The sequence below is a fragment of the Micromonospora sp. NPDC048930 genome, assembly GCF_043197935.1.
GTDB lineage: Bacteria > Actinomycetota > Actinomycetes > Mycobacteriales > Micromonosporaceae > Micromonospora.
The window spans coordinates 321,697-340,169 of sequence record NZ_JBICUB010000006.1 but is presented as its reverse complement, the minus strand read 5'-3'; the positions used below and the strand labels follow the sequence as shown (position 1 = coordinate 340,169).

The 18,473-nt window shown below is 72.6% G+C and carries 18 protein-coding genes; 5 read left to right on the top strand and 13 right to left on the bottom strand.

All coding sequences use genetic code 11. The features are described from left to right. Nucleotides 1–93: 93 nt before the first annotated feature. Together ACGFI9_RS18510 and ACGFI9_RS18505 are read right to left on the bottom strand one after the other, a co-directional pair. A complete protein-coding gene (locus ACGFI9_RS18510; RefSeq protein WP_393179198.1) occupies nt 94–756 on the bottom strand; it encodes a cellulose binding domain-containing protein in 663 nt (220 codons plus the stop codon). 100 nt (nt 757–856) lie between these two features. Further along, the gene (locus ACGFI9_RS18505; RefSeq protein ID WP_393179197.1) at nt 857–1,525 is read right to left on the bottom strand and encodes a hypothetical protein; all 669 of its coding nucleotides are present in this window, start codon (nt 1,523–1,525) and stop codon (nt 857–859) included. Nucleotides 1,526–1,986: 461 nt separating this feature from the next. On the opposite strand from ACGFI9_RS18505, the gene ACGFI9_RS18500 reads away from it, so the two are divergent. Next, on the top strand, nt 1,987–3,384 hold the full coding sequence (locus tag ACGFI9_RS18500) for an APC family permease (protein ID WP_393179196.1): 1,398 nt from the start codon (nt 1,987–1,989) through the stop codon (nt 3,382–3,384). A gap of 55 nt (nt 3,385–3,439) precedes the next feature. Here ACGFI9_RS18500 and ACGFI9_RS18495 read toward each other — a convergent pair whose 3' ends face one another. Beyond that, nucleotides 3,440–4,576 carry a hypothetical protein gene (locus ACGFI9_RS18495; RefSeq protein WP_393179195.1) on the bottom strand — a complete coding sequence of 379 codons (1,137 nt, stop codon included), beginning with the start codon at nt 4,574–4,576 and terminating at the stop codon, nt 3,440–3,442. A 438-nt stretch (nt 4,577–5,014) separates the two neighbouring features. Here ACGFI9_RS18495 and ACGFI9_RS18490 point away from each other — a divergent pair, with 438 nt between their 5' ends. After that, nucleotides 5,015–6,271 carry a histidine decarboxylase gene (locus tag ACGFI9_RS18490; RefSeq protein WP_393179194.1) on the top strand — a complete coding sequence of 419 codons (1,257 nt, stop codon included), beginning with the start codon at nt 5,015–5,017 and terminating at the stop codon, nt 6,269–6,271. Between the two features lie 6 nt (nt 6,272–6,277). On the opposite strand, the gene ACGFI9_RS18485 is transcribed toward ACGFI9_RS18490, so the two are convergent. Next, complete coding sequence (locus ACGFI9_RS18485) at nt 6,278–6,667, bottom strand: hypothetical protein (protein ID WP_393179193.1); 390 nt, start codon at nt 6,665–6,667, stop codon at nt 6,278–6,280. 40 nt (nt 6,668–6,707) lie between these two features. Further along, nucleotides 6,708–7,367, bottom strand: coding sequence for a hypothetical protein (locus tag ACGFI9_RS18480; RefSeq protein ID WP_393179192.1), 660 nt, complete (start codon nt 7,365–7,367; stop codon nt 6,708–6,710). Here ACGFI9_RS18480 and ACGFI9_RS18475 point away from each other — a divergent pair. After that, nucleotides 7,366–7,578 (top strand): hypothetical protein, encoded by a 213-nt coding sequence (locus ACGFI9_RS18475; protein ID WP_393179191.1) that lies wholly within the window; start codon nt 7,366–7,368, stop codon nt 7,576–7,578. The genes ACGFI9_RS18480 and ACGFI9_RS18475 overlap by 2 nt on opposite strands. Nucleotides 7,579–7,594: 16 nt before the next feature. Here ACGFI9_RS18475 and ACGFI9_RS18470 read toward each other — a convergent pair whose 3' ends face one another. Continuing rightward, on the bottom strand, nt 7,595–7,963 hold the full coding sequence (locus ACGFI9_RS18470; protein WP_393179190.1) for an arsenate reductase family protein: 369 nt from the start codon (nt 7,961–7,963) through the stop codon (nt 7,595–7,597). Nucleotides 7,964–8,552: 589 nt separating this feature from the next. Here ACGFI9_RS18470 and ACGFI9_RS18465 point away from each other — a divergent pair. Further along, nucleotides 8,553–9,209: a C39 family peptidase gene (locus ACGFI9_RS18465; RefSeq protein WP_393179189.1), complete on the top strand. Its 657-nt coding sequence runs from the start codon at nt 8,553–8,555 to the stop codon at nt 9,207–9,209. Between the two features lie 61 nt (nt 9,210–9,270). Here the strand turns inward: ACGFI9_RS18465 and ACGFI9_RS18460 are convergent, their stop codons facing one another. Beyond that, nucleotides 9,271–9,924, bottom strand: coding sequence for a DedA family protein (locus ACGFI9_RS18460; RefSeq protein WP_393179188.1), 654 nt, complete (start codon nt 9,922–9,924; stop codon nt 9,271–9,273). Between the two features lie 314 nt (nt 9,925–10,238). Here ACGFI9_RS18460 and ACGFI9_RS18455 point away from each other — a divergent pair, with 314 nt between their 5' ends. Continuing rightward, nucleotides 10,239–13,097, top strand: coding sequence for an aconitate hydratase (locus tag ACGFI9_RS18455; protein WP_393179187.1), 2,859 nt, complete (start codon nt 10,239–10,241; stop codon nt 13,095–13,097). Between the two features lie 288 nt (nt 13,098–13,385). Here the strand turns inward: ACGFI9_RS18455 and ACGFI9_RS18450 are convergent, their stop codons facing one another. The 6 genes from ACGFI9_RS18450 to ACGFI9_RS18425 form a co-directional block, all read right to left on the bottom strand. Beyond that, on the bottom strand, nt 13,386–13,781 hold the full coding sequence (locus ACGFI9_RS18450; RefSeq protein ID WP_393179186.1) for a VOC family protein: 396 nt from the start codon (nt 13,779–13,781) through the stop codon (nt 13,386–13,388). Nucleotides 13,782–13,905: 124 nt separating this feature from the next. After that, nucleotides 13,906–14,403, bottom strand: coding sequence for a DUF2199 domain-containing protein (locus ACGFI9_RS18445; RefSeq protein WP_393179185.1), 498 nt, complete (start codon nt 14,401–14,403; stop codon nt 13,906–13,908). A 98-nt stretch (nt 14,404–14,501) separates the two neighbouring features. Then, complete coding sequence (locus ACGFI9_RS18440; RefSeq protein ID WP_393179184.1) at nt 14,502–15,110, bottom strand: ATP/GTP-binding protein; 609 nt, start codon at nt 15,108–15,110, stop codon at nt 14,502–14,504. Continuing rightward, nucleotides 15,091–15,480 (bottom strand): DUF742 domain-containing protein, encoded by a 390-nt coding sequence (locus ACGFI9_RS18435; protein WP_393179183.1) that lies wholly within the window; start codon nt 15,478–15,480, stop codon nt 15,091–15,093. The genes ACGFI9_RS18440 and ACGFI9_RS18435 overlap by 20 nt, the downstream gene beginning before the upstream one ends. Continuing rightward, nucleotides 15,477–15,899: a roadblock/LC7 domain-containing protein gene (locus ACGFI9_RS18430; protein ID WP_393179182.1), complete on the bottom strand. Its 423-nt coding sequence runs from the start codon at nt 15,897–15,899 to the stop codon at nt 15,477–15,479. Before ACGFI9_RS18430 ends, ACGFI9_RS18435 begins: the two co-directional genes overlap by 4 nt. A gap of 65 nt (nt 15,900–15,964) precedes the next feature. Beyond that, nucleotides 15,965–18,400: a nitrate- and nitrite sensing domain-containing protein gene (locus ACGFI9_RS18425; protein ID WP_393179181.1), complete on the bottom strand. Its 2,436-nt coding sequence runs from the start codon at nt 18,398–18,400 to the stop codon at nt 15,965–15,967. Nucleotides 18,401–18,473: the final 73 nt, after the last annotated feature.

Genomic DNA, 18,473 nt, shown 5'->3' with positions numbered 1-18,473 from the left:
AGTCGCAACAAAGCAGCAAACTTGCAAAACGTGGGACCCACCACCGCAGCTGCGGACCACGACCCGGCCCACGATCGGCGCGTCGCGCCCGGGTCAGAAGCCGGCGCAGCGCACGCCGTTGACGGTGCAGCGGTCCGGGCTGGTCGTGGTGGCCGGCTCGATCCGGAAGCGCAGCCGGACCGAGGCGCCGGCCGCCAGGTCCACCCCGCTCCGGTACGTCAGGTCGCCGCCGGACACGCTGGCGCGGCCCTGCTCCGCATCCACCACCCAGGTGTCGGCCACCCGTCCACCGGGGACGGTCAGCCGCACCGTCCAGCCAAGCGCGGTCGGGCCGGAGTTGCCGATCAGCACCTCGCCGACGAAACCGGTCTCGAAGCGGTTCACCACCGCGTACCGCCCGGTCACCGGGGACGCCGGCGGCGGTGGGGTCGGCGCCGGACGCCCGCTGCCGTGGCCGGTGGCCGGCGGCCCGGGTGCCGACCGGCTGGGCGGAACCGTCGACCGGGGCGACAGCCCGGGCGGCACGGGGGCGTCGGCCGAGGTCGGGGGGCGCGAGGCCGTCGTGGCCGGCAGGCCCGGCAGGGACATCGGCGCGTCCGGCGGCGGGACCTCCGTGTACGTCCGGCGGTCCCGGGCCGCGTTCAGCGCGACGACCAGCAGCACCACCATGACGATCACACCGAGTGAGACCAGGATCCAGGGCGAGGAGGCGATGGCGGCACCGAGAGACGGGCGTACGCGACGCGTGCCGGACATGGCCCTCCCGTGTCGGTCCAGTCCGGTGAGCGTAGCGACCAGGAGCAATGCCGGAAAAGCGTCCGGCCCGTCACCCGGCACGCTCACCGGTGCGGTGTGTTCAGGCGATGACGCAGTCCGCGCCGTTGACCGTGCACTGGCCCGGCTGGTCGCCACTGCCGGTACGGGTGAACCGCAGGTTCATTACGGCGGTCTCCCCCGACGGCAGGGGGCCGATGCCGCGCAGCACGAAGACGCCGCTGCCCATCGTGGTGACCGACACTCCCGAGGTGGCGGACGCCCGTACACCCTTCACGTTGCCGGTGAAGTACAGCTCGACCTGCCAACCCTGGCTCCGGCCGGAACCGTTGGTGACCGTCAACCGCGCCTCGAACCAGTCCCGGCCGCTGTCGGTCGCCTGGTACCGGGCGGTGACCGTGCCGTTCCGGGGCACGGCCGGGGCGACGAGCGCGGACGCCGAGGGCGCCCCGGCCGTCGCCGATGGGCGGGGGCTGGGCGAGAGAGCGGTCGGCGACGCCGTGCTCTCGGCGGCCACCGGCGGGGCGCCGCTCGACGGCGCGGTGGTCCCCGCCCCGATGGTCGGCAGGTAGATCGGTGGGTCGAGGGACGCCGGTACGGCCCGGCGCTCCTCCGCGCGCAGCGAGAACAGGGCGACGACCAGCAGGCTGGCCAGCAGGCCGACGCCGAGCAGCACCACGATCCACGGCACCGAGGTCAGCATCCGCGGTGCCGACGGCGCCCCGGATGGCCGCCCCTGCTCGACACTCATCAAGTCCCCCCTCGCCGAAGCCGACGTGCCAGCGTAGCCAGGGCTCCCGGCGGTGCGCAGTGCGCCCGCCGCCTTCCGTCCGTCCGGTCGACGGGACCCGGAGAACGGCTGACCGGGGGCGGCGGTTCGGCCCCGGCAGCCCGTCCGTCCCGGGGCTTCCACCACGAGGCGCACGTGCGGGGTCGCGCGGAGTCGTCGGCTAATCTGTCCGGGCTCATGGATTGGAGATCCTGAATGGCCCAGAACTGGGCAATGTCGCGCAAGGTCCTCGAAACCGTCCAGTGTGGAGCCGTCGTCGACGCGCCCCGCCCACGCCACCACCGCTGAACCGGACCGCCGCCGGCCCGTCCGTCCCCGCAACGACCCCCAGCCCCTCACCCCGACTCGGAGCACCTTCCATGCAGATTGCCAGCGCGCCAACCGGGCTCATCAGGAAGTCCCTCGGGACCGGTGCCCTGTTGGTGTTCAGCGCGACCGCCTCCTCCCCGATGGCCGTGCTCGCCGGTGCGATCGTCGCCACGTACGCCTCGACCGGCGTCACCGGCACACCGCTCGGCTTCCTCGTGATCGCGGCCGCGTTGCTCTTCTTCTCCGTCGGTTACCTGGCGATGGCCCGCTACGTGTCCAGCGCCGGCGTCTTCTACGCCGCCCTCGCGGCCGGCTTCGGGCGCTTCTGGGGAGTGGTCGCCGCCCCTGTCGTGCTGCTGGGCTACAACGCCATCCAGATCTGCCTCTACGGGCTGCTCGGCGCGGTCATGACCGGCACCGTGGGCGGCACCTGGTGGGCCTGGGCCCTGGTCGCCTGGGCCGGCGTCGCGTCGGTCGGCGTGCTGAAGGCCCGGATCAGCGTCGGCCTGCTCGGCGCGGTGCTGGCCGTCGAGGTCGCGGTGATCCTGCTCTTCATCGTCACCTCGTTCACCCACCCGGCCGGCGGCTCGGTGAGCTTCGCCCCGTTGAACCCGGGCAACCTGCTGGTGCCCGGCATCGGCGGCGTGGTGGCCTTCTGCGCGGCGTCCTTCGTCGGGTACGAGTCCGCCGCGGTCTACTCGGAGGAGTCGCGCTCCCCGCAGGCGGTGTCCCGGGCCGCCTACTCCGCCCTGATCCTGCTCGGCGTGCTGTACGCGCTCGCCGCCTGGGCACTGGCCGTGGCGGTCGGCCCGGACCAGGTGGTGGACCAGTCGCGCGATCCGTCGGCCGGGCTGCCCTTCTCGATCCTCGAGGCGCACGCCAGCCCCCTGCTCGGCGGCGTCGCGACCGTCCTCGTCGTGACCAGCGTCTTCGCCGCCATGGTCAGCTTCCACAACTCGATCGCCCGGTACACGTTCAGCCTGGGACGGGAGCGGGTGCTGCCGGCGGTGTTCGAGCGGATCGGCCGGGGCGGCGCGCCGGTCGCCGGCTCGGTTCTCCAGTCGGCGATCGCCCTGCCGGTGATCCTGGTCTTCGCGCTGAGCGGGGCGGACCCGGTCGCCATCATGTTCAGTTGGCTCTCCGGCGTCGCGGCCATCGCGGTGCTGCTGATGATGGCCGTCACCTCGCTCGCCGCGGTCGCCTTCTTTCGCCGGGGCGGGGGCACCACCGAGAACGCATGGCAGCGGACGATCGCCCCGCTGGTCGGCGCGGTGCTGGTCGGGGCGGCCCTGCTGACCACCCTGGTCAACCTCTCCGCCGTGCTCGGCGCCCCGGACGACTCCACGACGAAGTGGCTGGTCCCCGGCGCGGTGGCCGCCGCGGCGGTGATCGGCCTGATCTGGGCGGCGGTGCTGAAGGCCAGCCGTCCCGAGGTGCTGGAGAACGTCGGCCAGGGGCAGCCACGCCCGCTCGCCGTGATCGAGCAGGACCTGGTCGGACGCTCCCTCTAGACCTGCCGACACACGACGGCCCGCCCCACGTTCCCGGGACGGGCCGTCGTCCGGCTCAGCGTCGGCGCCGGCCGCCGCCCCCCGCCGCCGCGGTGGCCGTGGCCTTGCGCTCCTGCCCGGCCAGCACCAACTGGTTGAGGAGCTGCAACCAGTGCCAGGCCGGCTCCGCCTGCTGCTCCTGGCTGAACGACCGCCAGCTGCGGTATTCCACGCCGCCGCTGGTGGTGTACGGGAAGGTGGAGTAGACCTCCACCTGCTCGTGCGCCCGTGCCGGGCGCTCGACCACCAGCAGGTTGTGGTCCGACAGGACCACCAGGGCCCGGCCGGGAATGCCCATCCCGCCGACGGCCGTCACCGGCTGGCCGCCGATGTCATCGACGGTGCCGAGCAGGGTGGACACGGCGATCCCGACGTACGTCGCGTCGGCGGGCATCGGTTCGGCGGCCTGGGTCATCTGGGCCACCGGGTCGAAGACCCGGCCGTCGGCGAGGTAGCCCTTGGCGATCTCGGTGAGCTCGTGCAGCAGCGCCGGCAGGTCCTGCACGTCGGCGCCGTCCCGGAACAACCGGGAGGCCGCCTTGATCTCGTAGTACGGGTTACGTGGGTTGGAGAACGTCGGGTCCAGGCTGGCGTACATGAAGACCAGGGCGTGCGGCCCCACCGGCTTGGTCCGGCGCAGGTCCCAGTAGTGCGAGGCGTGCAGGGCGTTGGCGTACTGCACCCGGTGCACCACCGCCTGCCGGATCTGGTTCTGGACGGCCTGGCTGGAGTATCCGCCGGCCGCCGGCTCGGCCCCGCCGGCGGCCGGCTGCCCGGTCGCGGCCACGTGTCCCCCGCTCGGCGCCGGCGCCGGCCAGGTCGCCGGACCGCCGGGTCCGGAGGTCGTCGGCGGGCCGTAGCGCGGTGCCCCGTGCGTGCCGTGGCCGCCGGCCTGGGGCGTGGGATGGGCGGGGGCCTCCGGCGCGCCGTAGCGGGGCAGATCCCGGGCGGGGTACGCGGAGGTGTCCGCCCCGGCGTAGCCGGTCGGGGTCCGGGCACCGTACGCCTGGGCCGGCGGGACGCCCGGACCGGAGGCCGGCGTCGGGACTCCGTACCGGGGCGCCTCGGCGCCGGCGGTACTCGCCGGCGCGCCGTAGCTGGCCTCGGGGGCGCCGTAGCCCGGTGTCTCCGGGGCGCCGTAGCCGGGGGCCACGTGGCCGCGCCCAGCGGCACCGTCCGTCGGGAGTGGACCGCTGCCGAGCCTGCCCCAGCGTGCCGGCGGCCTCACCGGTGACGCCGTCGGCGGGTAGCTGGGCCCGGTGGCCGCGCCGTGGTCACGGCGGTCCTCGTAAGACGGACGCGACAGCGGTGACCGGTGATCCTGCGACACGTGGTAGCTCCTGGCTAGCTGGGATTCGCCCGGCCGATGATTTCACTGGGTGCACGGGTTATCAACTGTCCGCACACAATGCCCAGGCCGGAGCGGCCCGACTCACCGGCCGGCGGTCCGCCGGCATCGTCGATCGCCTTCGAAGCAGCGAGTCGATTGTGGACGACCGGTGGCCGGCTTCGTAACGCTTGCCCGCTCTCCGTGACTCATGGTCCACTCTGTGCGCCGTGCACGCTGCACCGGACGATGAGGAGCGCCGTGTTGTCAGCCGACCCGTGTCATGACGATGCCGCCGCCGATCCGGAGGACCTCCTCGCCGAAATCGCCGCGGTACGCGCGGCCGCCGCGGCCGGCCGGACGACGCACATCGGCTTTCCGGTCGCCACCGACATCGACTACAGCCCGCTCGCACCCCTCTTCGGCGCCCTGCTGAACAACATCGGCGACCCGTGGACCGACCCGGCCGGGGCCAACCACACCAAGCGCTACGAGCGGGAGGTGCTGAACTGGTTCGGGGACCTGTTCCAGGCGCCGCCCGGCGACCGGTGGGGCTACCTCACCTCCGGCGGCACCGAGGGCAACCTCTACGCCCTCTACCTGGCCCGCGCCCGGTTCCCGAAGGGGCTGGTCTACTACTCCGCCGACGCGCACTACTCCGTGCCCAAGTGCGTGGACATCCTCGACCTGGACTCTCTCGTGATCCGCAGCGACGAACGCGGGGAGATGGACTACGACGACCTCGCCCGGATGGTCGACCAGCACCGGGACCGGCCGGCGATCGTCGTGGCCACCTGCGGCACCACGATGACCGAGGCCGCCGACGACGTACCCCGCATCCGGGGGGTCCTGGCGCGGGCGGCGGTCCGGCACCACCTGCACGTGGACGGGGCGCTCGCCGGCGTCCCGCTGGCCCTCGCGGACGGCCGGAGCGCGTTGCGGCTGGACTCGGCCGTCGACAGCATCGCCATCTCCGGCTACAAGTTCCTCGGCACCCCGGTCCCGTGCGGGGTCGTGCTCACCCGCCGTACCCTCCAGCAGCAGCTCGGCCAGACGCCCAACTACACGGCCACGGTGGACACCACGATCAGCGGCTCGCGCAGCGGCCACCCCGCGCTGCTGCTCTGGTACGCGATCCGCCGCCTCGGCCACGCTGGCCTGCGCGAACGCGCGGACCGGGCCCGGGAGCTGGCCGCGTACGCGGTGGACCGGCTCAACGAGGTCAACTGGCCGGCCTGGCGGCACGAGCACGCCTTCACCGTGGTCTTCCCGACCCCGCCCGCCGAAGTGACCGCGAAGTGGGTGCTGGCCAGCAGCGCGGGGCGCAGCCACCTGATCTGCATGCCCGGGGTGACCAAGGAGGTCATCGACGAGTTCGTCACCGACCTGTCCACCGCGGTCGACCCGCGCCCCCGGCCGGGCCGGCGACGGACCCCGGTCCGGCGGACCCGGCGGGCGGCGGACGCCACGCCTCCCGCGCCGCCGGCCGACGTGGCCTACTCGGCGCCGTGCCCGAACTGATCCCGGTCAGGCGGTACGGATGACGGTGCAGATGGCCGGGCCGCCGTCGGTGGCCCGCAGCAGGTAGCGGTAGCGTTCCCCGGGCACCGCCCCGCCCTGGCTGTCCAGGAACTCCCACCGCACCGCCACCTCGGTGAGCAGCGCGGAGACCTGCTGCACGTCCTCGATCTGCGCGTTGGCCGCGACCAGCTCCCGCTCCTGGTAGTCGGGGGCCGCCCCGACGAAGCTGAGCGCCACCGCGGCCGGGGAGCTGAACGAGAAGCTGTAGGTGTCGGCGACCACCAGCCCGGGCAGCGCGTAGCAGGCGGCGATGGCGGGCAGGTCGCCGGTGGTCAGGGCAACGCCGTACCGGTCGAAGAAGTCCGCCAGCGCGTCGAGATCCGTGGAAGCCCTCACAGCGCTCTCCATTGCCGCGCGGGCGGCCCGGCAAACCTGCTCAGCGCGGCGGGATGCGGACCTCGATCTCCGCGCCGAGCTGGGCGCCACCGGTCAGGTCGAGGTCGTCGCCGCTCCAGAACCGGCCCGGGTCGTACCAGTTGGGCCGGCGGCCGGCGGGCAGCAGCCCCATCGCCTCGTAGGTCACCGCCACCACCTCGGCGCAGTACGCGGTCTCCAGTGCCCGGTCCCGCACGGGCACACCCCCGCCGTTCGGCATGGAGCGCCGCCGGCGCAGGTCGGGCACCCGGCCCCGGGCCCAGCGAAAGGCGAGCTGGGCGGTGGACGGGAACGGCGTGCCGTCCAGGCGCGCCACGGTGCGCAGCACCGCCTCCTCCATCGCGGTGTCGGCCGGCGGTTCGAGCTGGCGCAGCCAGGCCCGCTGGCCGTACCGGTTGGCCCAGACGCAGACCGCGTCCCGCAGGTCGTGCAGCTGGACGCCGCGCTGGTGGGTGCCGGTCCACATGTCCGGCAGCGACCGGCCCAGCTCCGCGTGCCACATCAGCGGCGGCATGTCGTCCAGCACCACCGCCATGCCCACGTGGTTGACTGGGCTGTTCGTGGTGAGCTGGATGGCGCGGTCCGGCACGCTGCGCCCGCGGAAGACCCACACGTCGCCGGTCCGGGTCAGCTCCACCGCCTCGTCCAGGCTGATGCTCATGGAGGTCAACCCTATGCCGAAGCGGCAACGGATGCGGTGGTGGAAGGTGCTCGGCCTGGCCGGGCTCGCCGGCGTGGCGGCGACCGGCGTGGTCGTGGCCCGGGCGGAGCGGCGGCGCCGGGCGTACACCCCGGAGGAGATCCGGGACCGGTTGCGCGAGCGGCACGCGCGGGCCGCGGGGACCCCGACGGCGGCCGACGAGCGGCCGTGACCCGCCCGCCGCGCCGTCAGCCGTCCGCGCGGCGCAGCGCCTCGTCCAGGGCGTCAGGGGTACGGCCGACCAGCGCGCTGCCGTCGTCCAGCAGCAGGATCGGGCGCTGGATCAGCTCCGGGTGCTCGACCATCGCGGCGATCCAGCGCGGCTCCGCGTCGTCGTCGCGGGGCCAGTCGGCCATGCCCAGGGCGGCCGCGGCCGGCTCGCCGGTGCGGCAGATGTCCCAGGCCCGGGCGTCCAGCCGGCGCAGCACCTCGGTCAACTCGGCCGCGCTCGGCGGCTCCGCCAGGTACGCCCGCAGCCGGTAGGGCACCCGCGCCTCGTCCAGGGTCGCCCGGGCGGCGGCGCACTTCGAGCAGGACGGGTTGTGCCACATCTCCATGGCGGACATCGTGCCACAACTCCTGATCTGTCCCATGTGGATGATGAGCGGGTCACCTGAGCTCGGGCCTCGCTGTGCCCGGGACGGCGGCGGCGCCCACCATGTCGGCGATCCGGCGGGGCCTCGGTCGGCAGGTCTGGGCCATGTCGGCGATCTCGGTGGTTCATGGGGGCTTGGGCGTGCCCGTGTGGCGTGGGCCTGGTGTCCGGATCCGGCGGCGGGCGAGGGTGCTCCGATTGTCCGTTTTACGACTTGATATCCGGTACGCGGGATCGCGGCGCGGAATGATGGCCGGGTCGGGGTCGTTGAACATGGCAGACCGCGCGGCAACCCGGGCCCTTCGGGGCTGGCTGACCGGCGGTCGGAATGACCGGCCACCGGCCGTCGTTACATCCCCGGGACCGACCGCAGCACCACGGTCCTGAGCCGTGAGGTCGAGGGAATCACTCCCCGCCCCCGGTCGTTACATCTCCGACGGGACATCCCGAGCAGGCCCTTCGCCGCCGGCCCCGTTTCTGACTTTCCTTTCACCGCGGCACACCCGCACCCCCCTGGCGTGTGCCGTTCCCCCGATCGAAAGGTTTCCATCATGCGTACCGATCTGCTGCGTAAGACCGTCCTGACCGCTGCTGGTGTCGCCGCCACCGCTGGTGGGATCGCCGGGCCGGCGATCGCGGCGCAGGCCACCCCGGCTGAGAAGGCCGCCCAGGTGAGCACCGACCGCAAGCACGGCGGCGAGCGGGAGCTGAACGTCCGCTACGAGGCGCAGCCGAACTTCTACTACTGCGGCCCGGCCGCGACCCGTAACGCCCTGTCGGTGCAGGGCAAGAACATCGACGTGGACGCCATGGCCAAGCTCATGGGCACCACCGAGGCCGGCACCAACAGCATCAACGACATCACCCCGGTCCTGAACAAGGAGACCGGTAAGAAGGACGCCTACCACTCGGTGGAGATCCGCGACCCCAAGGCCGACGACAAGCAGACCGACAAGCTGCGCGCCGACATCGTCCGCACCGTGGACGACGGCCGGGCCGTGGTCGCCAACATCGCCGGCACCGCCACCGACACCGACGGCAACACCCACTCCTTCGAGGGCGGCCACTACATCAGCGTCGTGGGCTACCGCGACGGCGGCAAGACCGTGACCATCGCGGACTCGGCCGACCCGAACATGGCCTCCTACCGGATGAACGTCGACAACCTCGCCGACTGGATCGCCACCCGCGGCTACTCCGCCTCCTGACGATCCCCGGCACCACGAAAGGGCCCGACCCCACCACGGGGTCGGGCCCTTTCGCGTCGGGTCAGCGGTCGCCGGCGTGGACCGGCTCGGCCGTCTCGGTGGGCTCGATCGGGGCCAGTCGGCGGGCCCGCCGGCGCAGCCACCAGGTGCTGCCGAGACCGGCGAGGACGGCGAGCGCCAGCCCGGCCCAGGAGATGTCCTTGAGCCAGTGCTCGGCGGCCCGCCCCACGGTGAAGAGCAGGTACGTCGTGCCGAACGCCCAGACCAGGCCGCCCGCCGCGTTGGCCAGCAGGAACCGGCGGTACGGCACGTGCAGCGCGCCCGCCAGGGGCCCGGCGAGGATCCGGAGCAGGGCCACGAACCGGCCGAAGAAGACGGCCCAGACGCCGTGCCGGGCGAAGCTGGCCTCGGCGCGGGCCAGGTGCGCCGGGCCCAGGTGCTTCGGGAAGCGCCGGCCGAGGCGTTCCAGCAGGGGCCGGCCGCCGCGCCGGCCGACGGCGTACCCGACGGAGTCGCCGATGATGGCGCCGGCCGCGGCGGCGGTGGCCACCCACTCGGGCTCGACCACCCCGGTGGCGGCGAGGAGGGCGGAGCTGACCAGCACGATCTCGCCGGGCAGCGGCACGCCCATGCTCTCCACGCCGATCACCCCGGCGACGATCAGGTAGACCACGCCCGGGGGAAGCGCGGAGAGCCAGTGCTGTACGTCGACCACGCTCACCCCTTCCGGTTCGACCCCGAACCCTACCCGGCAACGAGCGGCGTGGCGTGTCGGTCAGCCGGCCGTCACCGGGGCGGGGAACCCCAGCCAGGTGTGGCGCGGCGCATGCCGGCGGTCTCCCCGCAGGGCGAGCGGAACGTGATGGATCATGATGGCCCCTCCTCGTCCCGAACCGTGGCACGAGGTTGCACGAATAGCAAGACGGACGTACGGTTTTGTTGAGCGCGCGATGCAGGTAAGTGTTGCCTAAGCACGGCAATGCCCCGGCCGGTGCGACAGACTGCTCAGGACTACTCACGGTCGCTGGTGTGAAGGAGTACGACGTGGCGAGCCTCGACACCTTCGGTGCGAAGACCCAGCTACGCGTCGGAGACGCGAGCTACGAGATTTTCAAGATCGACAAGGTGGAGGGCCACGACCGGCTGCCCTACAGCTTGAAGATCCTGCTGGAGAACCTGCTGCGGACCGAGGACGGCGCGAACATCACCGCCGACCACATCCGGCAGCTCGGCGGCTGGGACCCGACCGCCGCCCCGAGCGTGGAGATCCAGTTCACCCCGGCGCGGGTGCTGATGCAGGACTTCACCGGCGTGCCCTGCGTGGTCGACCTGGCCACCATGCGGGAGGCCGTCCGCGACCTCGGTGGCGGCGCCACCAAGGTGAACCCGCTCGCCCCGGCCGAGCTGGTCATCGACCACTCGGTCATCGCCGACCTGTTCGGCCGCGAGGACGCCTTCCAGCGCAACGTCGAGCTGGAGTACGAGCGCAACAAGGAGCGCTACCAGTTCCTGCGCTGGGGCCAGACCGCGTTCAACGAGTTCAAGGTCGTCCCGCCGGGCACCGGCATCGTGCACCAGGTCAACATCGAGTACCTGGCTCGCACGGTCATGGAGCGCAACGGCCAGGCGTACCCGGACACCGTGGTCGGCACCGACTCGCACACCACGATGGTCAACGGCCTGGGCGTGCTGGGCTGGGGCGTCGGCGGCATCGAGGCCGAGGCCGCGATGCTCGGCCAGCCGGTCAGCATGCTGATCCCGCGGGTCGTCGGCTTCAAGCTCTCCGGCGAGATGCCGGCCGGCACCACCGCCACCGACCTGGTGCTCACCATCACCGAGATGCTGCGCAAGCACGGCGTGGTCGGCAAGTTCGTCGAGTTCTACGGCCCGGGCGTGAGCGCCGTGCCGCTGGCCAACCGGGCCACCATCGGCAACATGTCCCCCGAGTACGGCTCCACGGTGGCGATCTTCCCGATCGACGCCGAGACCGTCCGCTACCTGGAGCTGACCGGCCGCGACCCGCAGCAGGTCGCGCTGGTCGAGGCGTACGCCAAGGAGCAGGGCCTCTGGCACGACCCGAACCACGAGCCGGAGTACTCGGAGCGCCTGGAGCTGGACCTCAGCACCATCGAGCCGTCCCTGGCCGGCCCGAAGCGCCCGCAGGACCGGGTGCCGCTGGGCAGCGCCAAGACCCTGTTCCGGTCCGCCCTCACCGACTACGTCGCCGCCGGCGACCTGGGCGGCGCGGAGAAGCAGATCAAGCCGGGCGTGGCGCGCGAGGAGCTGCCCCGCGGCGCGAACGGACCGGCCGACGAGGCCAGCGCCGAGTCCTTCCCGGCCAGCGACCCGCCGGCCAACGAGTTCAGCGACCCGGCCGACGAGCCGCGCGACCTGGAGACCGCGGCGGCGGGCGCCGGTGGGCGCGCCACCAACCCGGTCCGGGTGACCGGCGCCGACGGCGTCGAGTACGAGCTGGACCACGGCGCGGTGGTGATCGCCGCCATCACCTCCTGCACCAACACCTCCAACCCGCAGGTCATGATCGGCGCCGCGCTGCTGGCCCGGAACGCGGTGGAGAAGGGCCTGGCCCGCAAGCCGTGGGTGAAGACCACCCTGGCCCCCGGCTCCAAGGTCGTCATGGACTACTACGACCGCGCCGGCCTGACGCCCTACCTGGAGAAGCTGGGCTTCAACCTGGTCGGCTACGGCTGCACCACCTGCATCGGCAACTCCGGCCCACTGCCGGAGGAGGTCTCCGCCGCGGTGAACGAGGGCGACCTGGCCGTGGTCTCGGTGCTCTCCGGCAACCGGAACTTCGAGGGCCGGATCAACCCGGACGTCAAGATGAACTACCTGGCGTCCCCGCCGCTGGTGGTCGCGTACGCGCTCGCCGGCACCATGGACATCGACCTGGCCAACGAGCCGATCGGCGAGGACGCCCAGGGCAACCCGGTGTTCCTGCGGGAGATCTGGCCGAACAGCGCCGAGATCCAGGACGTCATCGCCTCGGCCATCGGCGCCACCGGCTTCAGCTCGGCGTACGCCGACGTCTTCGCCGGTGACGAGCGCTGGCAGTCGCTGCCCACCCCGACCGGCGACACCTTCTCCTGGGACGGCGAGTCCACCTACGTCCGCAAGCCCCCGTACTTCGAGGGCATGGCGAAGGACCCGCAGCCGGTGCAGGACATCGCCGGCGCCCGCGTGCTGGCCAAGCTGGGCGACTCGGTGACCACCGACCACATCTCCCCGGCCGGCTCGATCAAGGCGGACTCCCCCGCCGGCAAGTACCTGGCCGAGCACGGCGTGGCGCGGCACGAGTTCAACTCGTACGGCTCCCGCCGCGGCAACCACGAGGTGATGATCCGGGGCACCTTCGCCAACATCCGGCTGCGCAACCAGCTGGTGCCGGGCGTCGAGGGCGGCTTCACGGTCAACCACCTGACCGGTGAGCAGACCTCCATCTACGACGCCTCGATGGCGTACCAGGAGGCGGGCGTCCCGCTGGTCATCCTCGCCGGCAAGGAGTACGGCTCCGGCTCGTCCCGCGACTGGGCGGCCAAGGGCACCATGCTGCTCGGCGTCAAGGCGGTCATCGCCGAGTCGTACGAGCGGATCCACCGGTCGAACCTGATCGGCATGGGCGTCCTGCCGCTGCAGTTCCCGGTCGACACCACGGCCGAGTCGCTGGGCCTGACCGGCACGGAGACCTTCTCGATCAGCGGCGTCACCGCGCTGAACGAGGGCGAGACCCCGCGTACGGTGAAGGTCACCACCGACACCGGCGTGGAGTTCGACGCCGTGGTCCGGATCGACACCCCCGGTGAGGCCGACTACTACCGGCACGGCGGCATCCTGCAGTACGTGCTGCGGCGCATGATCGCCAGCTGAACTGGAAGCCGAAGGGTCCCTCCGCGTTCGCGAGGGGCCCTTCGGCGTTTCCGCCACCGACGGGGGACAAGGTCGCCGACCTGGTCGCGGATGGCGATCACGCCGTCTGTCGGACGCAGTGGCGATCGCCGGGTCAGCGCATGGTGGCGATGAGGCGTTGCAGGGCGGCGTGGGCGGGTGGGCCCCAGGTGGGCTTGCCGCCGGACGTTGGCCGAGTGCAGGTCGGCGTGGAGCCACAGCGCCGGGCCCGTCCATTGAGGCGCGGCTGCACGGGCCAGCCCAACGCCGTCATGGCCGCCCGCCAGCGATCTCGGCGTCGCTCCGCAGAATGCAGAACTCGTTGCCCTCCGGATCGGCAAGCACAACCCATCCCGTTCCGTCGGCCTCGCGGCGGTCAGCCACGACGGCCGCACCGAGCTCGGTCAGCCGCGCCAGCTCCGCGTCGCGCGTGCCGTCGGCGGGACGCAGGTCGAGATGGATCCTGTTCTTGACCTGCTTCACGTCCGGCACCTCGATGAAGAGCAGGCGGTGCCGCCCGTCACGGGAGTAGATCATGCATTCCTCGTGGCCGGGCTCGTTCGGATCGTCCGGGTTCTCGCGGTAGTCGAGAACGGCTTGCCACCAACGAGACAACGCGTAGGCGTCGGCACAATCCACGGTGGTATGGGACACGTAGGAGGTCACCACTGGATCATCGCAAGGCGAACGTAGGCGGGGAAGTCCGTCCGCGACGCGAGGGCACGCACATGATCGACGTCACCGCGCCACCGAGCCCCCACGGTCTCGAGGTCGCGGTAGCGTGCGTGCCTCAGACCTGGCTGACCGCAGCGAGCACAAGGTCATGCGGCCATTCATCGCGCAGAACCCGGTCCAGCCGAGGGTCGCCGGAGCGATCGCAGTACGGAGTCTGGTCGGGGTCGCGCACCACCGTCTCGACAGGTGCCGCCAGCATGCCCCACGGCGGGATGGCGTTCGCGAGCCAGCCCGTGAACCGTAGGTGACGATACGTGGGTTCCCACCACACGGCGTGGATCGACTGGAGCTCACGGGGGTTGACGGCGAGCCAGACCCCGAACGTGATGGTGTGGCCTTCGGTCAGTCTGATCGGCAGCAGCGCCCGGACGAAGGCGCCGATGTCGGGGACCTGCATCATCACCGACTCGCGGGCGTCGGCGTGGCTCATCCATGTGCCGGCTGTCATCTCTCTGTCGGGCGCGTCGAGCACCGGGTCCGGCAGCGTGAAGCGCACGTGCCGGTCGTGTGCGTCGAGGGGACGCCCGCAGGAGGGGCAGCCGTCAGTAGTCACCGCGTGAGTATGCCCAATCCTGCCCGGCCCACATCCCGCACCGCCGTCGGTATCCACTTCTGCCGCCGACCGAGCGCCAGGCGCCGGGACGGGGGTGTTCAGTCAGCGGTCGCCCGGCGGCGCTCCTCGCGCTGCTTCATGGCGTGCTCCAGCAGCGTGATCAGCACCTCCTTGGCCGACTCCCGCTGCCGCGCGTCGCAGAGCACCACCGGTACGTCCGGGTCGAGGTCGAGCGCCGCCTGCACCTCGTCCAGCCGGTACCGCCTGGCGCCCTCGAAGCAGTTCACCGCCACCACGAACGGGGTGCCCCGCCCCTCGAAGTAGTCGATCGACGGGAAGCAGTCGGCCAGCCGCCGGGTGTCGGCGAGCACCACCGCGCCGATCGCACCGAGCGCCAGCTCGTCCCAGACGAACCAGAACCGGTCCTGGCCGGGGGTGCCGAACAGGTAGAGCACCAGGTCGTCGCTGATCGTGATCCGACCGAAGTCCATCGCCACGGTGGTGGTCGACTTCTCCTCGACGCCGGAGAGGTCGTCGATCCCGACCCCGGTCTCGGTCAGCACCTCCTCCGTCCGCAGTGGACGGGTCTCGCTGACCGCGCCGACCAGGGTGGTCTTGCCGACGCCGAAGCCGCCGGCGATCAGGATCTTGATCGCGGTGGGCAGCGGCGCCGCACCCGCCGGTCGCTCAGAGCGCCCGTAGTCCATTGATTACCGCCTCGAAAACACTCTCATCGGGAAGGCCGGCGGGGGTGGCGCTCGGCTCACGAACCTGCACCAGGGTGCGCGCGACCAGGTCGCCGAGCAGCACCCGGACGGTGCCCACCGGCAGGTCGAGGTGGGCGGCGATCTCGGCCACGGACAGCATCCGCTGGCAGAGGCCGACGATCGCCACGTGCTCCGGGCCGAGCCCGGACTCCGACCCCACGTCCGCCCGGGTGGAGGTGACCAGGGAGATCAGATCGAACGTGCCGGTGACCGGGCGGGCCCGGCCACCGGTCACCGCGTAGGGACGGACCACCGGGCCTGCGTGGTCGTCCACCCACTCGTGCTCCGCGGGCTCCCCCCGGCCGGTCATCGCGCCGGATTCTCGCCGGCGGACTGTTCGCGGGTGGGCGAGGCGACGAACCGCCCGACCCGGGTGACCAGCATCGCCATCTCGTAGGCGATCAGGCCGACGTCGGCGTCCTCGGCGGCCAGCACGGCCAGGCAGGCGTTGCGCCCGGCCGCGGTGACGAACAGGAAGGACGACTGCATCTCGATGATCGTCTGCTGCACCTGGCCGCCGCCGAAGCGTTTGCCCGCGCCCCGGGCCAGGCTCTGGATGCCGGCCGCCATCGCCGCCAGGTGCTCGCCGTCGTCTCGGCTCAAGCCCCGTGAGGAAGCCATCAGCAGGCCGTCGGTGGTGAGCGCCACGGCGTGTTCCGCCTGCTTGACCCGGCCGACCAGGTCATCCAGCAGCCACGTCAGGTCCGCGCTCGAAGCCGTCTTCTGCACCTCGTCATCCTCTTCTCCCCGGCTGGTGTCGCCGTGCTCATCTCGGATCCGCCGCCCCGGCGTGCTTATGTCGCCGGCTCGTCCCCGGTGTCGGGCTCGGGTTCGCCACCCGCCCCGTGTGCGCCGCCGAGCAGCCGCGCCGCGTCGGTCCGGCCCCGTCGGGTGCCGCTCTGGTAGGAGCTCATCATCCGGCGCACCTGCTCCGGTGGGCGTACCGCGTCGTCGTCCGGATCTTCGTCCACGGTGGACTGGTCGGCGCGCAGTTCGGGCGCGAGACTCGCCTGGCGGACCCGGACGGGCAGGCCGGAGTCGGTCCGCGTCGCCGCGGCCTCCGGCACCGGGTCGGCGGCGGCCACCGCGGGTGGCGCGGTCCTGGTCGCGCCGGCCGGCTCCGCCGACGCCGGCGGCCGTTTCCGGGTACGCGTCGGCAGCCCGGACGGGGTGACCCGGGACGCCTCGCTCGTCGCCTCGACCGGGGTGGGCGCCGGGTCGGGCGTCTCCCCGGTCTCGGGCGTGGTCGTGGTCGGCGCCGGCTCGGCGGGTTCGGGCCGGGCGTCCGGCGCGGCGTCGGGCGCCCCCGGCCGGTCACCGGCCGCCGGGCTGCCGGCGCCCCGGTCCGGCCCGTCCTCCGCGACCAGCTCACGCGGGATCAGCACGACGGCGGTGGTGCCGCCGTACGCGGACTCCTTGAGCTGCACCTTCACGCCGTGCCGTTCGGTGAGCTGGCTGACCACGTAGAGGCCGAGCCGGGAGGCGTGGGCCAGGTTCAGCTCGCTCTTGTCCGCGATGCGGTCGTTCGCGGCGGCCAGCTCCTCCTCGCTCATGCCGAGGCCCCGATCCTCGATCTCGATGGCGAAGCCGTTGGCGACCAGGTGGCCGCGCACCTCGACCGGCGTGTGCGGCGGCGAGAAGGACAAGCCGTTCTCGATCAGCTCGGCCAGCAGGTGGATGACGTCGCCGACGGCCCGACCGGCGAGCGACACCGGGCCGAGCGGCCGCACGGTGACCCGGGTGTAGTCCTCGACCTCGGCCACCGCGCCCCGGACCACGTCCACCATCGGCACGTTCCGCCGCCAGGACCGGCCCGGCGTCGAGCCGGAGAGGACGATCAGGTTCTCCGCGTTGCGGCGCATGCGGGTGGCCAGGTGGTCGACGCGGAACAGGTCCTCCAGCTCCTCGGCGTCGTGCTCCCGGCGTTCCATCGCGTCGAGCAGGGTGAGCTGGCGGTGCACCAGGGCCTGGGTACGCCGGGCCAGGCTCAGGAAGACCTCCCGGACGCTGCGGCGCAGCTCCGCCTGCTCCACGGCGGTCCGGATCGCGGTCTCCTGGACGACGTTGAACGCCTTGCCCACCTGCCCGATGTCGTCGTCACCGAACTCCAGCGGGGGCGCCTCCCGGCCGACGTCCACCTCCTCGCCGCGGCCCAGCCGCTCCACCACGCCGGGCAGCCGCTCGTTGGCCAGCCGGAACGCGGCCTCGCGCAGCCGTTCCAGCTGCCGGACCAGGGCGCGGGCCGTGGTGATCGACACCACGACGGACGCGATGACGGCGAGCAGGCCGAGGCCGGCGGCCAGCACCATGCGGACGATCACCCAGACGGCCACCGGGGTGGCCCGGCCGACGAGAGCGTCGCCGGCGGCCAGGACGACGTCTTCCTGCTCGTCCAGGGCCGGCGTGACGGCCGCCTGCCACTCCTCCGCCTCGACCGGCAGGGGGCGGTTGGGGCGGGCCTCCTTCACCAGCCGGTCCTCGAGGGCCCGCAGCCGGGTGAAGGCCTGGCCCTCGGTCATCTGCACGTACCGGTCGTGGTCCGCCGCGGGCAGCTCGGCGAGCGCCTCGCCGGCGAGGAACCGTTGCGCACCGACCAGCCGGGTGAACAACGCGTACTCGTCGTCGGTGATCCGCTCGGCCGCGGCCACGCCGGCGAAGAGAGCGTCCTCCTGGGAGATCAGCTCGCGCACCCGGACCAGCTGGGTCAGGGTCGCGGTGTCCTTGGCGATCTCCGTGTCGTCGAGTTTGCCCAGCGCGGAGTACACCCGGAAGAGGGAATCCAGGACGTCGCTGTAGGCCGCGGCGGCGGTCCCCCGGTCGATGGTGCGGGCGGCCACCGCGTCGCGTACCGGGCCCAGCGAGTCGAGCCGGCCGGCCGCCTCGTCGAGCCGCTTCACCAGTTCGTCACTCGACGCGAGGCGGGCCCGCCAGGAGCGGGCCGACTCCACAAAGGTGGCAGCCAGCCGCTCGCTGCGCTGGCGCTGCTCCCGCAACTGCTCGGCCGGCTTGGGCGAGGGCCGGCCGAGATAGGCCACCGACATCCGGCGTTCCTGCTGCAGCGCGGTACGTAGCGACTCGCTCGGCTGGGCGACCTGGGCGTCGAGCGTCTGCACGCCGAGCACGTTCAACCCGTCGCGAAGAGTCACCCAGGCCGCGAACGCCCAGAGGGCGGTCAGCGAGACCAGCAAGGCCACGACCTTGGTGCGCAACCGTGTATTGCGGGAACCCATCACACCGCCCTCAGCCGGTCTGCACTCACGTTCCGGGGGTGGCCGAAACACACGTGCCGCCGGCCCCGGCGCA

Bases quoted from the DNA above. Each gene is read 5' to 3' on its own strand.
- ACGFI9_RS18510 (WP_393179198.1), bottom strand. From the start codon at position 756: ATGTCCGGCACGCGTCGCGTACGCCCGTCTCTCGGTGCCGCCATCGCC.
- ACGFI9_RS18505 (WP_393179197.1), bottom strand. From the start codon at position 1,525: ATGAGTGTCGAGCAGGGGCGGCCATCCGGGGCGCCGTCGGCACCGCGG.
- ACGFI9_RS18475 (WP_393179191.1), top strand. From the start codon at position 7,366: ATGGAGGTCAACCCTATGCCGAAGCGGCAACGGATGCGGTGGTGGAAG.
- ACGFI9_RS18480 (WP_393179192.1), bottom strand. From the start codon at position 7,367: ATGAGCATCAGCCTGGACGAGGCGGTGGAGCTGACCCGGACCGGCGAC.
- ACGFI9_RS18470 (WP_393179190.1), bottom strand. From the start codon at position 7,963: ATGGAGATGTGGCACAACCCGTCCTGCTCGAAGTGCGCCGCCGCCCGG.
- ACGFI9_RS18465 (WP_393179189.1), top strand. From the start codon at position 8,553: ATGCGTACCGATCTGCTGCGTAAGACCGTCCTGACCGCTGCTGGTGTC.
- ACGFI9_RS18440 (WP_393179184.1), bottom strand. From the start codon at position 15,110: ATGGACTACGGGCGCTCTGAGCGACCGGCGGGTGCGGCGCCGCTGCCC.
- ACGFI9_RS18435 (WP_393179183.1), bottom strand. From the start codon at position 15,480: ATGACCGGCCGGGGGGAGCCCGCGGAGCACGAGTGGGTGGACGACCAC.
- ACGFI9_RS18425 (WP_393179181.1), bottom strand. From the start codon at position 18,400: ATGGGTTCCCGCAATACACGGTTGCGCACCAAGGTCGTGGCCTTGCTG.